Genomic DNA, 18,073 nt, shown 5'->3' on the forward strand with positions numbered 1-18,073 from the left:
CCTTGATCTGAAGGCACCCGCGTGGGCGCCTTCGGTCATTTCAGTTTTTGCTACCCCAGGGGGCGGGCGGTGGCGCCACCGGATGCGCCAGGTCGAATTCCACGCGGAACAGGCGCCCGGGACGCGCCAGTTCGTAGACGAAGCTGCGGCCGGGGTGCAGCTCCATCGCCCAGGTGTTGGTGTTAGAGACGGTGCGGCCTTCGCGGGTGAACAACGCCTGCGAGTCGGCGTCGACCGGGAATTCCTGGCGTTCGGCGGTGCCGGCGGTGGCGGTGTCGCCGCCGTACATCGTGGTGGCGTCGGGCGTGCCATCGGCATGGCGGTGGTCGTGCTTCAGGCGCAGTCCGCCGGCGGTGCGGGTCAACACCCAGGTGCGCGAGCGGTCGTCGCCGACATGGAATGGAATGCGGATCTCGTTGTTGCCGCACTCGCGCACGTGCATCACCAGCGGCTTGCCGACGAAGGGGTCGTTGCCGGTGGCCGCCGGGGTGTCGGCGACGATGCGGCCGGCGAAGGCCTGGCCGCAGAGTGGCTGCAGGTGGGCAAGGAAAGCATCGGCCGCGATTGCCGGCATCGTGGTGGAGGTCGGGGCCGAGACCCCGACAGATGCGGCGGGTCCGGCGAGGCCTGATGCGCTTGAAGCGTCGCCAGCTGCCGTCGATGCGCAGCCGACGAGCGTGGTCAACGCCAGTGACAGGATGAGGTGGTGCGAGCGGGTAGTCATTGCGCGACGGTAGCCGCTGACGCCGGCACGGTGCAAATCGATGGCGTAGCCGCCGCGGGTTCGCACAGCGGGGTTGGCGCGCGACCACGTTCGATCGCGCGCCATTGCCTGCGTGGGCGTTCAGTCGCGCATCTCCACCGCATGGCATTCAACCTGCAGCTGGCGGATGACCGCGGTCGCCGCCGCATCGGTGCCGATCGCCGGTCGTCCAGCCGCCAGGTCGCCGGTGAACTGACCGTCGTCCAGCGCGCGCGACACCGCCAGTTCCACGCACTTGGCCTCGTCCTCCAGGCCAAGCGAATGGCGCAGCAGCATCGCCACGCTGAGGATGGTCGCGTACGGGTTGGCGATGCCACGCCCGGCGATGTCCGGCGCGGAACCGTGGATCGGCTCGTAGATGCCGATCTGGCCCTCGCCCAGCGAGGCCGACGGCAGCAGGCCCAGCGAGCCGGCCAGCATCGAGGCCTCATCGGTGAGGATGTCGCCGAACATGTTCTCGGTGACGATCACGTCGTACTCGCGGGGCTTGGCCAGCAGGTGCATGGCCATCGAGTCGACCAGCTGGTGTTCCAGAGTGACGTCGGGGAACTCGTCGCGGGCGATGCGGGTGGCGGTCTCGCGCCACAAGCGCGAGGTTTCCAGCACGTTGGCCTTGTCCACCGAGGTGACGTGGCCACGCCGTTGCCGCGCGAGCTGGCAGGCACGGCGCACCACGCGTTCGATCTCGGCGACGGTGTAGGTGCACAGGTCACTGGCGATGCCATCGCCGCGGGTCTTGTCGCCGAAATAGATGCCGCCGGTCAGCTCGCGCACCACCAGCAGGTCGACGCCGTTGAGCAGGTGCGGCTTGATCGGCGAGGCACCCAGCGCAGCCGGGTGCGGCTTCACCGGACGCAGGTTGGCGTACAGGCCGAGCGCCTTGCGGATGGCGAGCAGGCCCTGTTCGGGACGCACCTTGGCCTGCGGGTCGGACCACTGCGGGCCGCCGACCGCGCCCAGCAACACGGCATCGGCCTTGCGGCAGGCGTCCAGCGTGGCGGCGGGCAGCGGCTCGCCGGTGGCGTCGATGGCGGCGCCACCGATCAGGTGCTCGTGGGTGGTGAAGCGGTGTCCGTAGCGTTCGCCGACGGCGCGCAGCACGCGCAGCGCGGCGCGGGTGACTTCGGGGCCGATGCCATCACCGGGCAGGACGACGATTTCAGCTTGCATGGTGGACCTCCGGGATGGCAGTGGGGTTCTGGATATGCGGCGGCGCAATCTCATCGCGCGCGGCTTCAAATCGCGCGATCGCAGGTGCCTGCTTGAGCAGGTAGCCCAACTGGTCCACGCCTTCGATCAGGCAGGTCTGGGCGAACGCGTCCAGCGGGAAGCGGAACGTGCGGAAGTCCGGCAGCACGACTTCGCGGCGGGCGACATCGATGTGCAGTTCAATGCCGGGGTTGGCCAGCAGTTCGTCGACCACCGACTCCTCCAGCACCACCGGCAGCAGGCCGTTCTTGAGTGCGTTGCTGCGGAAGATGTCAGCGATCTCGGCGCTGATCACCGCACGCAGGCCCAGGTCGGTCAGCGCCCATGGCGCGTGTTCGCGCGAAGAGCCGCAGCCGAAGTTGCGGCCGGCGACCAGGATCTGTGCATCGGCGTTGGCCGGATCGTTGAACGGGAACTGCGGATTGGGCGTGCCATCGGCCTGCGTGCGCCAGTCGCTGAAGGCGTGCTGGCCCAGGCCTTTGCGCTCGGTGGTGGTGAGGAAGCGCGCGGGGATGATCTGGTCGGTGTCGATGTTGCGTTCGCGCAGCACCACGGTGCGCGAGTGCAGGTGGGTGAAAACGGTCATGGGTGTGTCATGCGACATGGCGTTCGGCCTCGTGGCGGGCGAAGGTGCGCGGGTCGGTGATCTCGCCGGTCACGGCGCAGACCGCCGCAGTCAACGGCGAGGCGAGCACGGTGCGCGCGCCCTTGCCCTGGCGCCCTTCGAAGTTGCGGTTGCTGGTGGATACGGCCAACTGGCCCGCGCCCACCAGGTCGCCGTTCATGGCGATGCACATCGAGCAGCCCGGTTCGCGCCATTCGGCGCCGGCGGCGCGGACGATGGCGTCGATGCCTTCGGCTTCGGCCTGGCGCTTCACCTGCTCCGAGCCGGGCACGACCAGCATGCGCACGCGCGGGTGCACCTTGTGCCCGCGCAGCACCGATGCGGCCATGCGCAGGTCGCTCAGCCGCGAGTTGGTGCAGCTTCCGATGAACACCACGTCCACCGGTTGGCCGGCGACAGGGGCACCACCGTCGAAGCCCATGTAAGCCAGCGCCTTGGCATCGTCGCTGGTGTTGGCGGCCGGCAGCGACGCCTCGATGGCGGTGACCTGGCCGGGGTGCGTGCCCCACGTGACTGTGGGTGCGATGTCGCGGGCGTGGATGAACACCTCGCGGTCGAAGCGCGCGCCGGCATCGCTGTGCAGGGTCTGCCAGCGGGCGACGGCGGCGTCGAAGGCTTCGCCCTGCGGTGCGCGTGGGGTTCGGCGCAGGTAGTCGAAGGTGACTTCGTCGGGGGCGATCAGGCCGGCACGAGCGCCCGCTTCGATCGACATGTTGCATACGGTCATGCGTTCATCCATCGACAGCGCGCGGATGGCCGCGCCGCGGTACTCGATCACGCAGCCGGTGCCGCCGTTGACCCCGATCACGCCGATCACGTGCAGGATCAGGTCCTTGGCGGTGACGCCCGGTGCCAGTTCGCCTTCGACGGTGATCGACAGGGTCTTCGGCTTGCGCTGCAGCAGGCATTGCGTGGCCAGCACGTGGCCCACCTCGCTGGTGCCGATGCCGAACGCCAGTGCGCCGAACGCGCCGTGCGTGGCGGTGTGGCTGTCGCCGCAGACGATGGTCATGCCCGGCTGGGTCAGGCCCAGTTCGGGGCCGATGACGTGGACGATGCCGCGGTGTTCGCTGTCCAGGTCGAACAGTTCGATGCCGTGGCGCGCACAGTTGCGCGCCAGCGTATCGACCTGCGCCTCGGCCTGCGTGCTGTAGTACGGCAGCGTGCCGTCGGCGCGGCGCGGCAGGGTCGGGGTGGAGTGGTCCATCGTCGCCTTGGTGCGGTCGGGACGACGCACGGGCAGACCGCGCGCCTCGAGCTCGGTGAACGCCTGCGGCGAGGTGACCTCGTGGATCAGGTGCAGGTCGATGTACAGCACCGCGGGCGCGGCGTCGCTTTCGGGCTCGACCAGGTGGGCGTCCCATAGCTTTTCGAACAGGGTCTTGGGGGTGGCGTCGGTCATCATGAGTGGGCGTCGCTGGAGGGGAGGGCGCAGTACAGGACGGCGAATCCGTGGTTGTGCGGATCGGGATGGGGTCCTGGCACGCAGCGCAACGGACCGTCGCGGGTTTCACATGGGCGAGGTGAGGTGTTGCAAGGCGCAGTCATGCGTTGGCCACCTCACGCATCGGCTGGCCGGAGGACGTGGCGTTGCGCTGGCCGCGGTACACGCGGTTGGCGATGTCCAGCCAGGCCAGCGCGCTGGCCTCGACGATGTCGGTGCTGGTGCCCGAACCGGTGTACTCGGTGCCAGCGTGGTGCGCGGTCACCCGTGCCTGGCCCTGTGCATCGTCCCCGGTGGTGACGCTGGAGACCTGGTAATGGTCCACCTGCAGCTGCACGCCCGTGGCGCGGGACAGCGCGGCGAACAGCGCGTGCACCGGACCATCGCCCACCGCCGCTTCGCTCATCGTCTGGCCCTCGGGATCGATCACCTGCACGCTGGCCGTCGGCAGGCTGTCACCGGCCGCGCCGGTGCTTACATGCAGACGCGCCAGGCGATAACCGCGCGCGGGCGTGCCGTCGCTGCCCAGCGCCAGGGCTTCCAGGTCGGCGTCGAACACCTCACGCTTCTTTTCGGCCAGCGCCTTGAACGCGCCGAACACCGCGTTCAACCGCACCTCATCCAGCTCGAAGCCCAGTGACTGCAGGCGGTCCTTCAGCGCGGCGCGACCGCTGTGCCGCCCCATCACCATCTGCGACTGTGACCAGCCGACATCTTCCGGGTGCATGATCTCGTAGGTGCCACGGTGCTTGAGCATGCCGTGCTGGTGGATGCCCGATTCGTGGGCGAAGGCGTTCTGGCCGACGATGGCCTTGTTGCGCTGTACCGCCATGCCGGTGATGTGCGACAGCAGGCGCGAGGTCGGCACCAGGCGGCGGGTGTCGATGCCGGTGTGTGCGCCGTAGAAGCCGCGGCGCACGTTCAGCGCCATGACCAGTTCCTCCATCGCGCAGTTGCCGGCGCGCTCGCCGATGCCGTTGATGGTGCACTCCACCTGCCGCGCGCCGCCTTCGATGGCGGCCAGGCTGTTGGCCACCGCCAGCCCCAGGTCGTTGTGGCAGTGCGCGCTGAACACCGCGCGATCGGCATCGCGCACGTTGACGCGCAGGTGCTCGAAAAGGGCGCGGATCTCCGCTGGCGTGGTGTAGCCGACGGTGTCGGGGATGTTGATGGTGCGCGCACCGGCAGCGATCGCGGCGCTGCTGATCTCGACCAGGAAATCGTGCTCGGTGCGCAGCGCATCCTCGGCGGAGAACTCCACGTCGTCGACGTAGCGACGGGCGCGTTCCACGCCCATGACCGCGCGTTCCAGCACCTGATCGCGGCTCAGGCCCAGCTTGTGTTCGCGGTGCAGCGGGCTGGTGGAGATGAACACGTGGATGCGCGGCTTGTGCGCATGTTCCAACGCACGGGCGCAGGCGTCGATGTCGCCGTCGTGGCAGCGTGCCAGGGTGGCGATGGAGGCATTGCGCACTTCGCGGGCGATGGCCTGAACGCCCTCCAGGTCGGCGCTGGAGCTGGCCGGGAAGCCGGCTTCGATCACGTCCACGCCCAGTTCGTCCAGCGCGCGGGCGAAGCGCAGCTTCTGCGGCGCGCTCATGCTGCAGCCGGGAGACTGCTCGCCGTCGCGCAGGCTGGTGTCGAAGATGGTTACGCGGTCGTCGGCGTGCATACGGGGTGTCCGGGCGGCGGGGATTGGCGGTCGTGGGAAACGGACAGCAGCAGCGGACGGAGTCGGAGCAAGCGCATGGCGGAGACCTCAGGCAGTGGTGCGGATGGAGTGGAAGGAGACTGCAGACGGGGACGTGCGAACGGCTGCTGCGGGGATGGACGGGGAAGGGGTATCGACGGGAGTCGTCACGGTGCCCGGCTGGGGCATGGGGCGGCGCGCTTCCAGTGCCACGATGGCCGGCTCCATGACATCGGCGCTGCGCACGCGCTGGCGGGGCTTGCGTGGCGCGCGCGGGCGCACGTCCGACAGCAACTGCGCCAACACGGCGGCGTCGATGTTGCCGCCCGAGACCACGGCACACTTGCGCTTGCTTGCCACGCGGCGGCCGGCGGCCAGCGCCAGCGCACCGGCGCCCTCGGCGATGACGTGCTCTTCCAGCGCCAACCGCACCAGCGTCTCGCGCAGTTCGGCCTCGCGCACGATCACGACGTCGTCCAGCAGGTCGCGCAGCACGCGCTGGGTCAACTGGCCCGGCTCCTTGACCTTGACGCCGTCGGCCAGCGTCGCCGCGGACTCGCGCACCTCGTGGTCGCCGCGCAGCGCGCGGGCCATGGAGTCGACGCCTTCCACCTGCGCGCCGACGATGCGCACGCCCTGTGATTTCAGCGCCAGCGCGACACCGGACGCCAGGCCGCCGCCGCCGATCGGCACCAGCACGGTGTCCGGTGCCAATGCCGCCATCTCCAGGCCCACGGTGCCCTGGCCGGCGATCACGTCAGGATCGTCGAACGCGGACAGCAGCCGGTAATCGTTCTGCAGCGCCAGCTCGTGGGCAAACGCCTTGGCCTCGTCGTAGTTGTCGCCGTGCAGGCGCACCGTCGCGCCCCAGTGGGCCACGCCGGCGATCTTGGTCTGCGGCGCGGTCCGCGGCATCACCGCGATCACAGGATGACGCAGGCGGTAGCCGGCCCAGGCCAGCCCTTGCGCATGGTTGCCGGCGGACGCGGCGATGATCGGCCGCGCATCGCCGCGTTCGCGTGCGGCCAGCAGCGCGTTCATCGCGCCGCGCACCTTGTACGAGCCGGTGCGCTGCAGGTTCTCCAGCTTCAGCCAGCAGCCGAAGCGTTCGGCGAAATGCAGCGGTGTGGCGGCCAGGTGCGGGCGCAGCCGGGCCTGCGCCGCCAGCACATCGGAGGCGGTGACGCGTACGTCGCCCGGTGTGGCCGTGCCGTCAGACATGGGTCAGCCATCCCGCGTAGGTGGCATCCTCACCATGGACCACGCGCTGGTAGGCGGCGGACACTTCGTTGCCCACGCGCGTGGCGTCGAAGCGGCGCTCCTCGATCGCGGCAATGCGCGCCACTTCGGCCGCTGTGCCGACGATGAACACCTCGTCGGCCTGCTTCAGTTCTTCCAACTTCACCGCGCGTAACTCGGCGCCGGTCAGCGTGACCAGGGTGTCGCGGGTGACGCCGGGCAGTGCGTCGCGGTGCTCGACGGCGGTGATCCGGCCATCGTGCACCATGAACACGTTGGCGCCGGTGCACTCGACCACGTAGCCCTCGGTGTCGGTGAACAGCGCTTCGTCGAAGCCGCGGCGCTTGGCCTCGTGCTTGGCCAGGATCGAGTTGATGTAGGCGCCGCCCAGCTTCAGCGGCGGCAGCGACGTGGCCGGGTTGCGCTTCCAGCTCGACACCGCCAGCCGCGCGCCTTCGCCGCCGATGTGCAGCAGCGTGGGGAAGGCGGCGACCATCAGGTGCTGCGACTGCGGGCCCACGTCCAGGCCGATGGAGCCCGTGCCGCACCACGCCAGCGGGCGGATGTAGGCGTCGCGGTGGCCGTTGCGGCGCAGCGTCGCCAGCGTGGCCTCGGTGGCCTGCGCGGGATCGAAACGGATGCCCAGCAGCTCGGCGCCTTTGCGCATGCGCTCCAGGTGTTCGGGCAGGCGGAACACCGCGGCGCCGCCATCGGCCAACGCGTAGCTGCGGATGCCTTCGAACACCGAGCTGCCATAGTGCATGGCGTGGGTGGTCACCGGCGACTGCGGCGAGTCGGCGTCGACGAAGGCGCCGTCCAGCCACACCTGCAATGCGCGCGACGCGGTGTCGGTGGACACTGCTTCCGGTGCGGTGGCCGCGGGGGCTTCGTTCAGCGACATGGCGAAACCTCGACGGCCAGGCAGTCGTACAGCTTTTCCAGCTGTGACTGCAGCGAATCGGCGGAGCGGTCGCCTTCCACCGCCAGACGCAGGTGCCAACGGTCGCCATCGGACTGGGTCTCGCCGTCGACACTCACGGGGCGGAAGCCGCGGCGCTCGGCGGTGCCCAGCACGCGGGTCAGTGCGCCTTCGGCGCGACGCAGGGTCAGGTCAAGTTGGTAGCGTTGCATGGCGGACCTCGGGGGCTTGGGGACGGGGGTCGAGCATCATCTGGGCGTTGTTGCGGTTGGGCGGGACCAGCGGCCACACGTTGGCGGCGGCATCGATCGCCACGTGCAGCAGGGCCGGGCCGGGCGTGGCCAGCAGCTGGCGCAGCGCGGACTCCACGTCGCACGCCTGGTCCAGGTGGAAGCTCTTGATGCCGAAGGCCTCGGCCAGCGCGACGAAGTCGGGGTTGTCCGACAGGTCGGTTTCCGAATAGCGCTCCTCGAAGAAGATCTCCTGCCACTGGCGCACCATGCCCAGGCGCTGGTTGTCGAGCAGCACGATCTTCACCGGCAGCTGGTAGCGACCCAGTGTGGCCAGCTCCTGCACGTTCATCAGGAACGAGCCGTCGCCGCTCACGCACACCACCTGCGCGTCGCGGCTGGCCATCTGCGCGCCAAAGGCCGCAGGAAGGCCGAAGCCCATCGCGCCCAGCGCGCCGCTGGTCAGGTGCTTGCGCGGGTCGTTGAAGCGCCAGTGCTGCGCCACCCACATCTGGTGCTGGCCGACGTCGCAGGCCACCACCGCCGAAGGCGCCAGCTCGGACAACCGCTTCAGCAGTGCGGGCGCATACACATCGTCGCCCGGCGCGTCGTAACGCACGGCGTACTGGCGCTTGCGCTCCAGGCACTGTGCGCGCCACGCCGAGCACTCCGGCATCGCGGTGGCCAACTGGTTGAGGCTGGTACGCAGGTCGCCGCGCACGCCGACATGCGCATGGCGCAGCTTGCCGATCTCCGCCGCATCGACATCCAGGTGGATGACCCTCGCGTTGGGCGCGAATTCGCTCAGCTTGCCGGTGGCGCGGTCGTCGAAGCGCGCGCCGACCACCACCAGCAGGTCGGCTTCCTGCACCGCCAGGTTCGCCTCGCGCGTGCCGTGCATGCCCAGCATGCCCAGGTTCAGCGCGTGGCCGGCCGGCAGCGCACCGATACCGCGCAGGGTCAGCACGGTCGGCGCCTGCGTCGCCTCGACGAAGGTGCGGAACTCGGCGACTGCATCACCCAGGGCGATGCCGCCACCGCCGTAGATCACCGGCTTGCGTGCTTTCGACAGCAGCTCCAGCGCGGCGACCAGGGTGGCGTTGTCCGCGTGCGGCACCGGGTCCACCGGCGCCGGCACGTGTGCGGCCAGATGCTCGGCGTCGGCGATCTGCACGTTCTTCGGCAGGTCGATCAGCACCGGCCCCGGACGACCGGAGCGCGCCAGGCGGAACGCCTCGCGGACCATCTCCGGCAGTTCCTCGACGCTGCGCGGCAGGAAGCTGTGCTTGACCACCGGCAGGGTCATGCCGAACACGTCCACTTCCTGGAACGCGTCGGTGCCCATCAGCGTGGTCGGCACCTGGCCGGTGATCACCACCATCGGCACCGAGTCCAGCATCGCGTCGGCGATGCCGGTGATCAGGTTGGTGGCGCCCGGGCCGGACGTCGCCACGCACACCCCGACCCGTCCGCTGGCGCGGGCGTAGCCGTTGGCGGCGAAGGCGGCGCCCTGCTCGTGGCGCACCAGGACGTGCTTCAGGCCGGAGCCGTACAGCGCGTCGTAGAAGGGCATGATCGCACCGCCCGGATATCCGAACAGTGTGTCCACGCCTTCCGCGGCCAGTGCACGCACCAGCCACTGCGACCCGTTCATGCAGCGGCCTGCTCGGTCTTGGCGGCGGTGTTGGCCGCGGTGGCGGAGGCCGGCTGCGTGGCCGGCTGCGGGGCGGTCGACAGCCACGCCATCGCCGCGCGCAGCTTCTTGCCGGTGGCTTCGATCGGATGGTCTAGATCGGCCTGCTTCATCGCCTTGTAATTGGCGTTGCCGGCCTTGTACTCGGCGATCCACTGGCGCGCGAACGTGCCGTCCTGGATCTCGGTCAGCACCTTCTTCATCTGCGCCTTGGTGTGCTCGTCGACGATGTACGGGCCGCGGGTCAGCGCGCCGTACTGCGCGGTCTCGCTGATGAACTCGTGCATGCGGGTGATGCCGCCTTCGTAGAACAGGTCGACGATCAGCTTCAGCTCGTGCAGGCACTCGTAGTACGCGACCTCGGGCTGGTAGCCGGCTTCGACCAGCGTCTCCCAGCCGGCCTGCACCAGCTTGGTCGCGCCGCCGCACAGCACGGCCTGCTCGCCGAACAGGTCGGTCTCGGTCTCTTCCTTGAAGGTGGTCTTGATCGCGTTCTGGCGCGCACCGCCAATGCCGCCGCAGTAGGTCAGCGCGAACTGCTCGGCCTTGCCGCTCTTGTCCTGGTACACCGCATACACCGACGGCACGCCGCGGCCGATCTCGTACTCGCGGCGCACCAGCGCGCCCGGGCCCTTGGGCGCGACCAGCACCACGTCGAGGTCGGCGCGCGGGGTGATCTGGCCGTAGTGCACGTTGAAGCCGTGCGCGAACAGCAGGCACGCGCCCTGCGCGATGTTCGGCTCGATCACGTCGGTGTACAGCTGCGCCTGCACCATGTCCGGGGTCAGCACCGCGACCAGCTCGGCGCCGGCAACGGCTTCGGCCGGCGTCTTCACGGTGAAGCCATCGGCCTTGGCCTTGATCTCGGTCGGCCCGCCGGGGCGCAGGCCGATGGTCACGTCGAAGCCGGAGTCGCGCAGGTTGAGCGCATGCGCGCGGCCCTGGCTGCCGTAGCCGACGATGGCGATGCGCGGGCGGGAGGAGGAAGTGGTCATCGGGGTGTCCTGGTGGGAAGGGAGGTCAGTGGGTGTTGGAGGGGTGGATCAGGCGGAAACGGGTGTTGCGGCGGCTTGGGCAGGGGGTGCCTCGACCAGCGTCGCGGCGATGCCGCGGTCCTGCAGCGGACCCGGTGCGGTGACCGCGCCCTGCGAAGCCGAGCTGACCAGGCGCGCATACTTGGCCAACGCGCCGGTAGTGACGCGCGGGCTGATGCGCTTGGGTTCGCGCGCGGCAAGGTCGGCGGCGACGTCGATGCGGCGCGTGGCCACGTCGATGCGCACCACATCGCCCTCGCGCAGGCGGGCGATCGGCCCGCCGTGCGCCGCTTCCGGCGCGACATGGCCGACCATGAAGCCGTAGGTGGCGCCGCTGAAACGCCCGTCGGTGATCAACGCGACGTCGTCGCCCAGGCCCTGGCCGACCAGCGCCGCGGTGACCGCCAGCATCTCGCGCATGCCGGGGCCGCCGGCCGGGCCTTCGAAACGGATCACGATCACGTCGCCGGCGCGGATCTCGCGCGCCTGCACGGCGGCGAAGCACGCATCCTCGGAATCGAACACGCGCGCCGGGCCTTCGAAGTGCGAACGGCCGTGGCCGGCGAGCTTGACGATGCAGCCTTCCGGCGCGAGGTCGCCGTAGAGGATGGCGAAGCCACCGGTCGGCTTGAGCGGCTGCGCGACCGGATGCACGGCATCCTGTTCGCCGGCCGCGGGCAACGCATCCAGCTCGGCGAAGAACGAGCGCCCGGTGACGGTGGGCACGTCTTCGATCATGCCGGCCGCACGCAGTTCATGCGCGACCAGCGCGTTGCCGCCGAAGGTGAACATCTCCGCCGCGGTATAGCGGCCGCCGGGCTTGAGGTCGGCGATGACCGGCGTGGCCGATGCGGACTGGAATTCCTCCAGCCCAAACTCGACGCCGGCCTCGTGGGCGATGGCCAGCAGGTGCATCGCGCAGTTGGTGGAGCCGGCGGTGGCCGACACGGCGCGCGCGGCATTGCGCAACGACGCGGGGGTGATCAGCTGGCGCGGGCTGGCGGCGCCATCGCGCAGGCGCTGCATCACCAGTTCGCCGCAGCGGCGCGCGGCATCGGGCTTGTCGGCGTGCACCGCCGGGATGTCGTTGGCCTGCAGCGGCGACAGGCCCAGGAAGGTCAGCACCATCGCCATGGTGTTGGCGGTGTACTGGCCACCGCACGCACCGGCACCGGGACAGGCGTGCGTCTCGACCTCGCGCAGGCCGGCATCGTCGATGCGGCCCGCGGCGTGCGCGCCCACCGCTTCGAACACGTTCTGCACGGTCAGGTTCTGCGTGCTGCCGTCTTTCGCGTGGCACTGGCCCGGCATGATCGTGCCGCCGTAGAGCACCACGGTCGGGATATCCAGCCGCGCCGCCGCCATCGCCGCGGCGGGGATGGTCTTGTCGCAACCGACCAGCAGCACCATCGCGTCCAGGCAGTGGCCGTTGACCGCGATCTCGATGGAATCGGCGATCACCTCGCGCGAGGCCAGCGAGTTGCGCATGCCTTCGCTGCCCATCGCGATGCCGTCGGTGACGGCGATGGTGTTGAACTCCACCGCGGTGCCGCCTTCGGCCTGGATGCCCGCGCGCACGTCGCGGGCCAGGTCGCGCAGGGTGATGTTGCACGGCGAGACATCGGTCCACGTGCTGACCACCGCGACCAGCGGCTTGGCGATGGCGGCGTCATCCAGCCCGGTGGCGCGCAGCATGGCACGTGCGGGGGCGTGGGCGGGGCCGGCTTTGATGGCGTTGCTTCTCACGAACTGGATTTCCTTGCTGGGAAGATTCCAGGCCGCAGAAACGAAAAACCCCGCGCCTTTTTGGGGCGCGGGGTTCAGGTTCTGCTTCCTGGGCTGTTTGTTGGCTAGTTGCCTACACGTGCCCGAACCCCGCGCCTTTTAGGACGGTAATAAGGGTAATAAGTACGAGTACGAGGGCCGTCAGCGCCAGTCCATCCGCGACCGTCGCGCCGGTCGGCGCGATCGAGAGGGTCTGCGGGTGGTTGTTGCGCTGCGTCATGGAGCCGAGAAAACCACGCGCTCGGCCGGGGTGTCAACAGTTACCGTGGAAACTGCGGACTTTTTCGACCAATGTCGATAGCCAAGCGGTTTTCGCAAGCGCGATGTTGCCCCGGAACTGCGCCGCAGAACCGTTTCTGCGGCAACTGATGCCTCAGTGCATCGCGCGCAGTGCCGATTGCAGTGCGTTGTAATCCACCGCAAGTTCGAGCGCCGACGCAGGGTGTGCCAGGGATTCGGCCAGCGCGGGCGGCAACTCGACCGCATGCCCGACCAGCGGCTCGACGATGCCTTCGAACTTGGCCGGGTGTGCGGTGGCCACCACCGCCCATGGCCGGGTGTCGCCGGCAGCACGCAACCGCTCCAGCACGTGCAGGCCGGTGGCGGTGTGCGGGCAGGGCACCACGCCGTGGCGCTCCGGCGCGTGGCGGATCACCTCGCGGATGGTGGCGTCATCCACCGACGTTGCGGCGAAGCGTGCGCGCAGGTCCGCGTCGTCGGGGTGCCAGTGATGCAGGCGCTCGAAATTGCTGGGCGCGCCCACGTCCATCGCGTTGGCCAGCGTGGCGCGGGTAGGCTGCGGCGCATAGGCCTCGCCGTGGAAGTAACGTGCGAGCACGTCATTGGCATTGGTCGCCAGGTGGATCGCGCCCACCGGCAGGCCCATCAGTCGGGCCACGTGCGCGGCGGCGGCGTTGCCGAGGTTGCCGGTGGGGATGATGAAGTTCAGTGGCTGGCCGTGCGTCGAAGCGAAGCGGCAGGCCGCCTGCGCGTAGTACGCCACCTGCGGCAGCAGCCGCCCCAGGCTGATGCTGTTGGCCGAGCCCAGCGGCACCTCGCGGCGGAAGGCGTCGTCGGCCAACGCCTGCTTGGCCAGCCGCTGGCAGTCGTCGAACGTGCCGGCCACGCGAAACGCCTGCACGTTGTCGCCCCAGCATTCCAGCCCGTGCGCCTGCCGCGGCGACACCCGGCCGTCGGGATACAGGATGGCGACCGAAAACCCCGGGCGGCGGTGGAAGGCCGAGGCCACGGCGGCGCCGGTATCGCCGGAGGTCGCCACCACAATGGTGGTTGGCGGCGCACCGGGCGCGCGCAGCCGCGACAAGGCCTCGGCCAGGAAGCGCGCGGCGAAATCCTTGAACGCGGCCGTGGGGCCGTGGAACAGCTCCAGCAGATGGTCACCCTCGTCACGCAGCGGACGCAGCGGCGCGGGCGGCTGGTAGGCATGGGCGCAGATCGCACCCAGCGCGTCCTGCAGGCGCGAACCGGCGAAGAACGGGGTCAGCACCTGCGCGCCGACCTCCGCCAGCGAGGCCGTGGCGAGTGCATCAATGTCCCACTGCCGCTGCGGCAACTGTGCGGGCACATACAGGCCGCCATCCGGCGCCAGGCCCGCGACCAGCGCGGTGTCTATGGTCACCGCGGGCGTATTGCCGCGCGTGCTGACAAACAAGGGGACAGCGGCGGTCCCGGGTGCAGCGCTCATGCCAGCACCTCCGCGCGAGGGCCGCGCACCGGCGACACGTACGCACGCGAGCCAAACCCGGCTTCGGCAAACGCGGTGCGCATCGACACCGCCGCAGCCTCGGCCGCCGCCTTCGACGCGAACCAGGCAAAGACACTGGGCCCCGCGCCGGAAATGCTCGCGCCGAGTGCGCCATGGTCCATTGCGGCCCGCTTCACTTGCGCAAATCCCGGGATCAGCGGCGCGCGGCGCGGCTCCACCAACAGGTCCTTCAGTCCCTCACCGATCAGCGCCGCATCGCCGCGTTGCAGTCCGGTGAGGAACAGCGCCAGGCAGGCGCTGTGCGCGACCACCTGCGACAGCGGGTACGGCTCGGCCAGCACCGCGCGCGCGCGCCGCGTCTCCAGCATCTGGTCCGGGTGCACCACCACCGCGTGCAGCCAGTCCGGCGCCTCCAGCGCGACCATGCGCGATGCCGTGGCCAGCACCACGCCGCCGAGCAGCATCGGCGCGACGTTGTCGCCGTGGCGGCTGCCGCTGGCGACCGCCTCGCCGTCCAGCGCGAAGGCGTACAGCGCCTCGCGCGACAGCGGCGTGTCCAGCAGCGCATTGGCCGCCACCAGCGCGGCCACGCACGAGGCCGCAGAACCGCCGAGGCCCGAACCGAGCGGAATGCCCTTGTCCAGCTCCAGTTCCAGCCCGAACGGCAGGTCCAGCGCCGCGCGCAGCGCCATCAGCGCCTGGCCGGCGGTATTGCGCGCCGCCTCCAGCGGAATGCCGGCCACGCCCTCGACCTCGCCGCGGATCGCCGCGATGCGCACCTCCGGCGCGTCGATGCGGCGCACGGTGGCGACATCGCGGGGGCCGTCGATGGAATGACCAAGCAGGTCGAACCCCACGCCGATGTTGCCGACGCTGGCCGGCGCGAACGCACGGGCTTCGGTAATGCCAGAACTCATGCGCGTGCTCCCAGCGTCTGCGCGATGGACAGGATGTCGCCGAACACGCCGGCGGCGGTAACGTCGCGTCCCGCGCCCGGCCCCTGCACCACCAGCGGGTTGGCGGCATAGCGGCGGGTGCGGAACTGGATCAGGTTGTCGGTCAGCTGGCTGTGCAGGCTGGCGTGCGTCGCCTCCGGCGTGACCAGACGCACGCGCGCCTTGCCGTCGCGATCCAGTTGCGCAAGGTACCGTAAGCCGAGCCCGCGCTGTTGCGCGTCGGCGAAACGCGCCTGCATCGGCGCGTCCATCTCGCCCAGGCGGGCAAAGAACTCGTCACGGGACACACCGCGCAGGGCCTCGGGCACCAAGCTCTCCACCTCCACGTCCTGCAGCGACAATGTCCGACCGGTCTCGCGCGCCAGGATCACCAGCTTGCGCGCCACGTCGGTGCCCGACAGGTCATCGCGCGGGTCGGGCTCGGTGTAGCCCAGCCGGTGGGCCTCGCGTACCAGCTCGGAGAACGGTTGCGAGCCGTCGAAGCGGTTGAACAGCCACGCCAGCGTCCCCGACAACACGCCTTCAACCTCGGTCAGCTCGTCGCCGGTATCGATCAGTGAGCGCAGCGTCTGGATCACCGGTAGGCCAGCACCGACCGTGGCCTCGTAGCGGAACTGGCCGCCGCTGCGGGTGGCGGCGAGGATCGCCTGGTAGCGCGCCAGCGGCCCGCTGCCGGCCTGCTTGTTGGGCGTGACCACGTGGATGCCGGCGGCCAGCCATTCGGGGTAACGCTCGGCGATGGCGTTGCTGCCGCTGCAGTCCACGATCATCGCGTGCGGCAGGTGGTCGGCACGCACATGGGCGACGAAGCGGTCGAGGTCGAGGACCTCGCCTTCGGTCAGGCCATCGGCAGCGGTGGCAGGGTCCAGTTGCCGCGCGGCCAGTAGCATCCGCTTGCTGTCGGCGACCGCGCGCAGGCGCAGGTCGAGCTGGCGCTCCGGACGCTGTTCGTGGGCAAAGCGCGGCAGCGCATCGGCGAACTGCTCCAGCAGCGCGCGACCGACGTTGCCCGGCCCGATCAACCCCACCGACAACGTGGCCGGCGACAGCCAGAACGCGGCGTGCACCGCGCGCAGGCCGCGTTGCGCGTCGGCGCGTGCTATCGCCACCGAGATGTTGCGCTCGCTGGCGCCCTGGGCTATGGCGCGGATGTTGACCCGGGCCTGCGCCAGGCCCGCGAGCAGCCGTGCCGCCACGCCCGGGGTGCCGACCATGCCATCGCCCACCGCCGCCAGCACCGCGATGTCCGGCGTCACGCGCACACCTTCCACCAGGCCATCGGCCATCGCCTCGGCGAACGCCGCCTCCACCGCCGCGCGCCCCGCGTCAGCCTGCGCCGCGCGCACCACGCAGCAGATCGAATGCTCCGACGAGCCCTGCGAGATCATCGCCACCGACACGCCCGCGCGGTGCAGCGCGGAGAACATGCGCTCGGCGGTGCCCGGCACGCCGATCATGCCGGCGCCGCTCAGCTCCAGCACGGCGAGGTCATCGACCATGGTCAGGCCCTTGACCGGCGATGCGGCCGGCTGCGACTGCGCGGTGATCAGCGTGCCCGGTGCGGCGGGGTTGAGCGTGTTGCGGATGCGCAGCGGCAACCCGCGCTGCATCGCCGGGGCCATGGTCTGCGGATGCAGCACCTTTGCGCCGAAGTAGGCCAGTTCGCAGGCTTCGGCGTAGGACATGGAGGACAGGCAGACCGCATCCGGAACCATGCGCGGATCGGCGGACAGCACGCCATCGACATCGGTCCAGATGGTCAGTTCGCTGGCGTCGAACAGCACCGCGAAAATCGTCCCGGAGTAGTCACTGCCATTGCGCCCGAGGGTGGTGACGCGGCCAGCGGTGTCGCGCGCGATGAAGCCGGTGACGACCACGCGCGTCTGCGGGTGGATCTGCCGCCACGCCGCCAGCCGCTCGCGCGAGCGCGCCCAGTCGACGCCGGCGCCGAGCTCACCTGGGTGTACCACCAGCACCTCGCGCGCATCCAGCCGCGCCCACCCGTTCGCCTCATTCCCGAGAGCGGTCTGCAGCAGCCGTGCCGACCACACCTCGCCAAGCCCCGCAACCGCTGCCGCGTCTTCGGCCGGCAACGGGCCGGCGTCGGCCAGCGCTTCGAGCTGCCGGCGCAGCGCGCCGAGCGAGTCCTCCAGCCAGGCCTGCGTGCCGGCGGCATCCTCCGGATCCAGTTCACGGGCGGCGGCGAGGTGGCGGTCGGCCAGTGCCCCCCATGCGTCGCGCCAACCCTGGCCATCGGCGGCGGCCTGCGCCAGCGCGATCAGCGCATCGGTGGTGCCTCGCATGGCCGACACCACGACCACCTGGGCCGGCGCGGCGTCTTCGGCCAGGAGCCGTGCGACGTGCCGGTAGTGCGCGGCGCTGGCCACGCTGCTGCCGCCGAACTTGTGCGCGTGGCAGAGCTGCGCGGGCGGTGCGGACAAGGCCGCGTCCTCGGTGTTGGGGGAAAGGTCGTTGAGGGACATGCGAAGGCTCCTGTTGAGCCCCGCCTCGATCCGGTGCGCGTTCCGCACCGGGGTCGGTGCGGAGCGGCGTGGTTCTGGTTCAGCTGGACACGCCCGTCCGCACCATGGGAATGGTGGTACCGGTGGTGGTAATGGTAATCGTCGACGCAGGCACGCCCGTGTCCGCCAAGCCAGGGGGCCGGCGGTCAAGCTGCGTGGCGATGATGCTGCAATGCGTCATGACGGCAGGGGACCACGCCGCTTCCGGGAGTGTCAACAGTTACTTGGGTAACGGAGC

14 protein-coding genes are annotated in these 18,073 nt (G+C 70.2%); all 14 read right to left on the reverse strand.

Annotation, left to right across the window (positions count from 1 at the left end; translation table 11 throughout):
* Positions 1-40: 40 nt before the first annotated feature.
* Positions 41-574, reverse strand: a complete 534-nt coding sequence (locus tag IP93_RS09630; protein ID WP_242006830.1) for a hypothetical protein — start codon at positions 572-574, stop codon at positions 41-43.
* Between the two features lie 270 nt (positions 575-844).
* Positions 845-1,933 carry a 3-isopropylmalate dehydrogenase gene (gene leuB, locus IP93_RS09635; RefSeq protein ID WP_144815011.1) on the reverse strand — a complete coding sequence of 363 codons (1,089 nt, stop codon included), beginning with the start codon at positions 1,931-1,933 and terminating at the stop codon, positions 845-847.
* Entirely contained in the window at positions 1,923-2,558 is a 636-nt protein-coding gene (gene leuD / locus IP93_RS09640; protein ID WP_144815014.1) for a 3-isopropylmalate dehydratase small subunit, read from the reverse strand. The genes leuB and leuD overlap by 11 nt, the downstream gene beginning before the upstream one ends.
* Before the next feature lie 7 nt (positions 2,559-2,565).
* Positions 2,566-3,999 (reverse strand): 3-isopropylmalate dehydratase large subunit, encoded by a 1,434-nt coding sequence (gene leuC, locus IP93_RS09645; RefSeq protein ID WP_144815015.1) that lies wholly within the window; start codon positions 3,997-3,999, stop codon positions 2,566-2,568.
* A gap of 142 nt (positions 4,000-4,141) precedes the next feature.
* A complete protein-coding gene (locus IP93_RS09650) occupies positions 4,142-5,713 on the reverse strand; it encodes a 2-isopropylmalate synthase (protein ID WP_144815018.1) in 1,572 nt (523 codons plus the stop codon).
* Between the two features lie 87 nt (positions 5,714-5,800).
* Positions 5,801-6,952 carry a threonine dehydratase gene (locus IP93_RS09655; protein WP_144815020.1) on the reverse strand — a complete coding sequence of 384 codons (1,152 nt, stop codon included), beginning with the start codon at positions 6,950-6,952 and terminating at the stop codon, positions 5,801-5,803.
* Entirely contained in the window at positions 6,945-7,871 is a 927-nt protein-coding gene (locus IP93_RS09660) for an aminotransferase class IV (RefSeq protein ID WP_144815023.1), read from the reverse strand. The genes IP93_RS09655 and IP93_RS09660 overlap by 8 nt, the downstream gene beginning before the upstream one ends.
* A complete protein-coding gene (locus tag IP93_RS09665; protein WP_036136630.1) occupies positions 7,862-8,101 on the reverse strand; it encodes an ACT domain-containing protein in 240 nt (79 codons plus the stop codon). The genes IP93_RS09660 and IP93_RS09665 overlap by 10 nt, the downstream gene beginning before the upstream one ends.
* The gene (gene ilvG / locus IP93_RS09670; RefSeq protein WP_144815026.1) at positions 8,082-9,773 is read right to left on the reverse strand and encodes an acetolactate synthase 2 catalytic subunit; all 1,692 of its coding nucleotides are present in this window, start codon (positions 9,771-9,773) and stop codon (positions 8,082-8,084) included. Before ilvG ends, IP93_RS09665 begins: the two co-directional genes overlap by 20 nt.
* Positions 9,770-10,807 carry a ketol-acid reductoisomerase gene (gene ilvC / locus IP93_RS09675; RefSeq protein WP_144815028.1) on the reverse strand — a complete coding sequence of 346 codons (1,038 nt, stop codon included), beginning with the start codon at positions 10,805-10,807 and terminating at the stop codon, positions 9,770-9,772. The genes ilvG and ilvC overlap by 4 nt, the downstream gene beginning before the upstream one ends.
* Before the next feature lie 48 nt (positions 10,808-10,855).
* Positions 10,856-12,592 carry a dihydroxy-acid dehydratase gene (gene ilvD / locus IP93_RS09680; protein ID WP_144815031.1) on the reverse strand — a complete coding sequence of 579 codons (1,737 nt, stop codon included), beginning with the start codon at positions 12,590-12,592 and terminating at the stop codon, positions 10,856-10,858.
* A gap of 412 nt (positions 12,593-13,004) precedes the next feature.
* Positions 13,005-14,336, reverse strand: a complete 1,332-nt coding sequence (gene thrC / locus IP93_RS09685) for a threonine synthase (RefSeq protein ID WP_144815033.1) — start codon at positions 14,334-14,336, stop codon at positions 13,005-13,007.
* The gene (locus tag IP93_RS09690) at positions 14,333-15,274 is read right to left on the reverse strand and encodes a homoserine kinase (RefSeq protein WP_144815035.1); all 942 of its coding nucleotides are present in this window, start codon (positions 15,272-15,274) and stop codon (positions 14,333-14,335) included. The genes thrC and IP93_RS09690 overlap by 4 nt, the downstream gene beginning before the upstream one ends.
* Positions 15,271-17,796 carry a bifunctional aspartate kinase/homoserine dehydrogenase I gene (gene thrA, locus IP93_RS09695; protein ID WP_144815038.1) on the reverse strand — a complete coding sequence of 842 codons (2,526 nt, stop codon included), beginning with the start codon at positions 17,794-17,796 and terminating at the stop codon, positions 15,271-15,273. Before thrA ends, IP93_RS09690 begins: the two co-directional genes overlap by 4 nt.
* Positions 17,797-18,073: the final 277 nt, after the last annotated feature.

Origin of the sequence: Aerolutibacter ruishenii, from assembly GCF_007830115.1 — a bacterium.
In the GTDB taxonomy this organism is placed as follows: domain Bacteria; phylum Pseudomonadota; class Gammaproteobacteria; order Xanthomonadales; family Xanthomonadaceae; genus Aerolutibacter; species Aerolutibacter ruishenii.

Excerpts from the sequence above, each read along its gene's own strand:
- IP93_RS09630 (WP_242006830.1), bottom strand. The coding sequence starts at position 574 with ATGCCGGCAATCGCGGCCGATGCTTTCCTTGCCCACCTGCAGCCACTC.
- leuB (WP_144815011.1), bottom strand. The coding sequence starts at position 1,933 with ATGCAAGCTGAAATCGTCGTCCTGCCCGGTGATGGCATCGGCCCCGAA.
- leuD (WP_144815014.1), bottom strand. The coding sequence starts at position 2,558 with ATGACCGTTTTCACCCACCTGCACTCGCGCACCGTGGTGCTGCGCGAA.
- leuC (WP_144815015.1), bottom strand. The coding sequence starts at position 3,999 with ATGACCGACGCCACCCCCAAGACCCTGTTCGAAAAGCTATGGGACGCC.
- IP93_RS09650 (WP_144815018.1), bottom strand. The coding sequence starts at position 5,713 with ATGCACGCCGACGACCGCGTAACCATCTTCGACACCAGCCTGCGCGAC.
- IP93_RS09655 (WP_144815020.1), bottom strand. The coding sequence starts at position 6,952 with ATGTCTGACGGCACGGCCACACCGGGCGACGTACGCGTCACCGCCTCC.
- IP93_RS09660 (WP_144815023.1), bottom strand. The coding sequence starts at position 7,871 with ATGTCGCTGAACGAAGCCCCCGCGGCCACCGCACCGGAAGCAGTGTCC.
- IP93_RS09665 (WP_036136630.1), bottom strand. The coding sequence starts at position 8,101 with ATGCAACGCTACCAACTTGACCTGACCCTGCGTCGCGCCGAAGGCGCA.
- ilvG (WP_144815026.1), bottom strand. The coding sequence starts at position 9,773 with ATGAACGGGTCGCAGTGGCTGGTGCGTGCACTGGCCGCGGAAGGCGTG.
- ilvC (WP_144815028.1), bottom strand. The coding sequence starts at position 10,807 with ATGACCACTTCCTCCTCCCGCCCGCGCATCGCCATCGTCGGCTACGGC.
- thrC (WP_144815033.1), bottom strand. The coding sequence starts at position 14,336 with ATGAGCGCTGCACCCGGGACCGCCGCTGTCCCCTTGTTTGTCAGCACG.
- IP93_RS09690 (WP_144815035.1), bottom strand. The coding sequence starts at position 15,274 with ATGAGTTCTGGCATTACCGAAGCCCGTGCGTTCGCGCCGGCCAGCGTC.
- thrA (WP_144815038.1), bottom strand. The coding sequence starts at position 17,796 with ATGTCCCTCAACGACCTTTCCCCCAACACCGAGGACGCGGCCTTGTCC.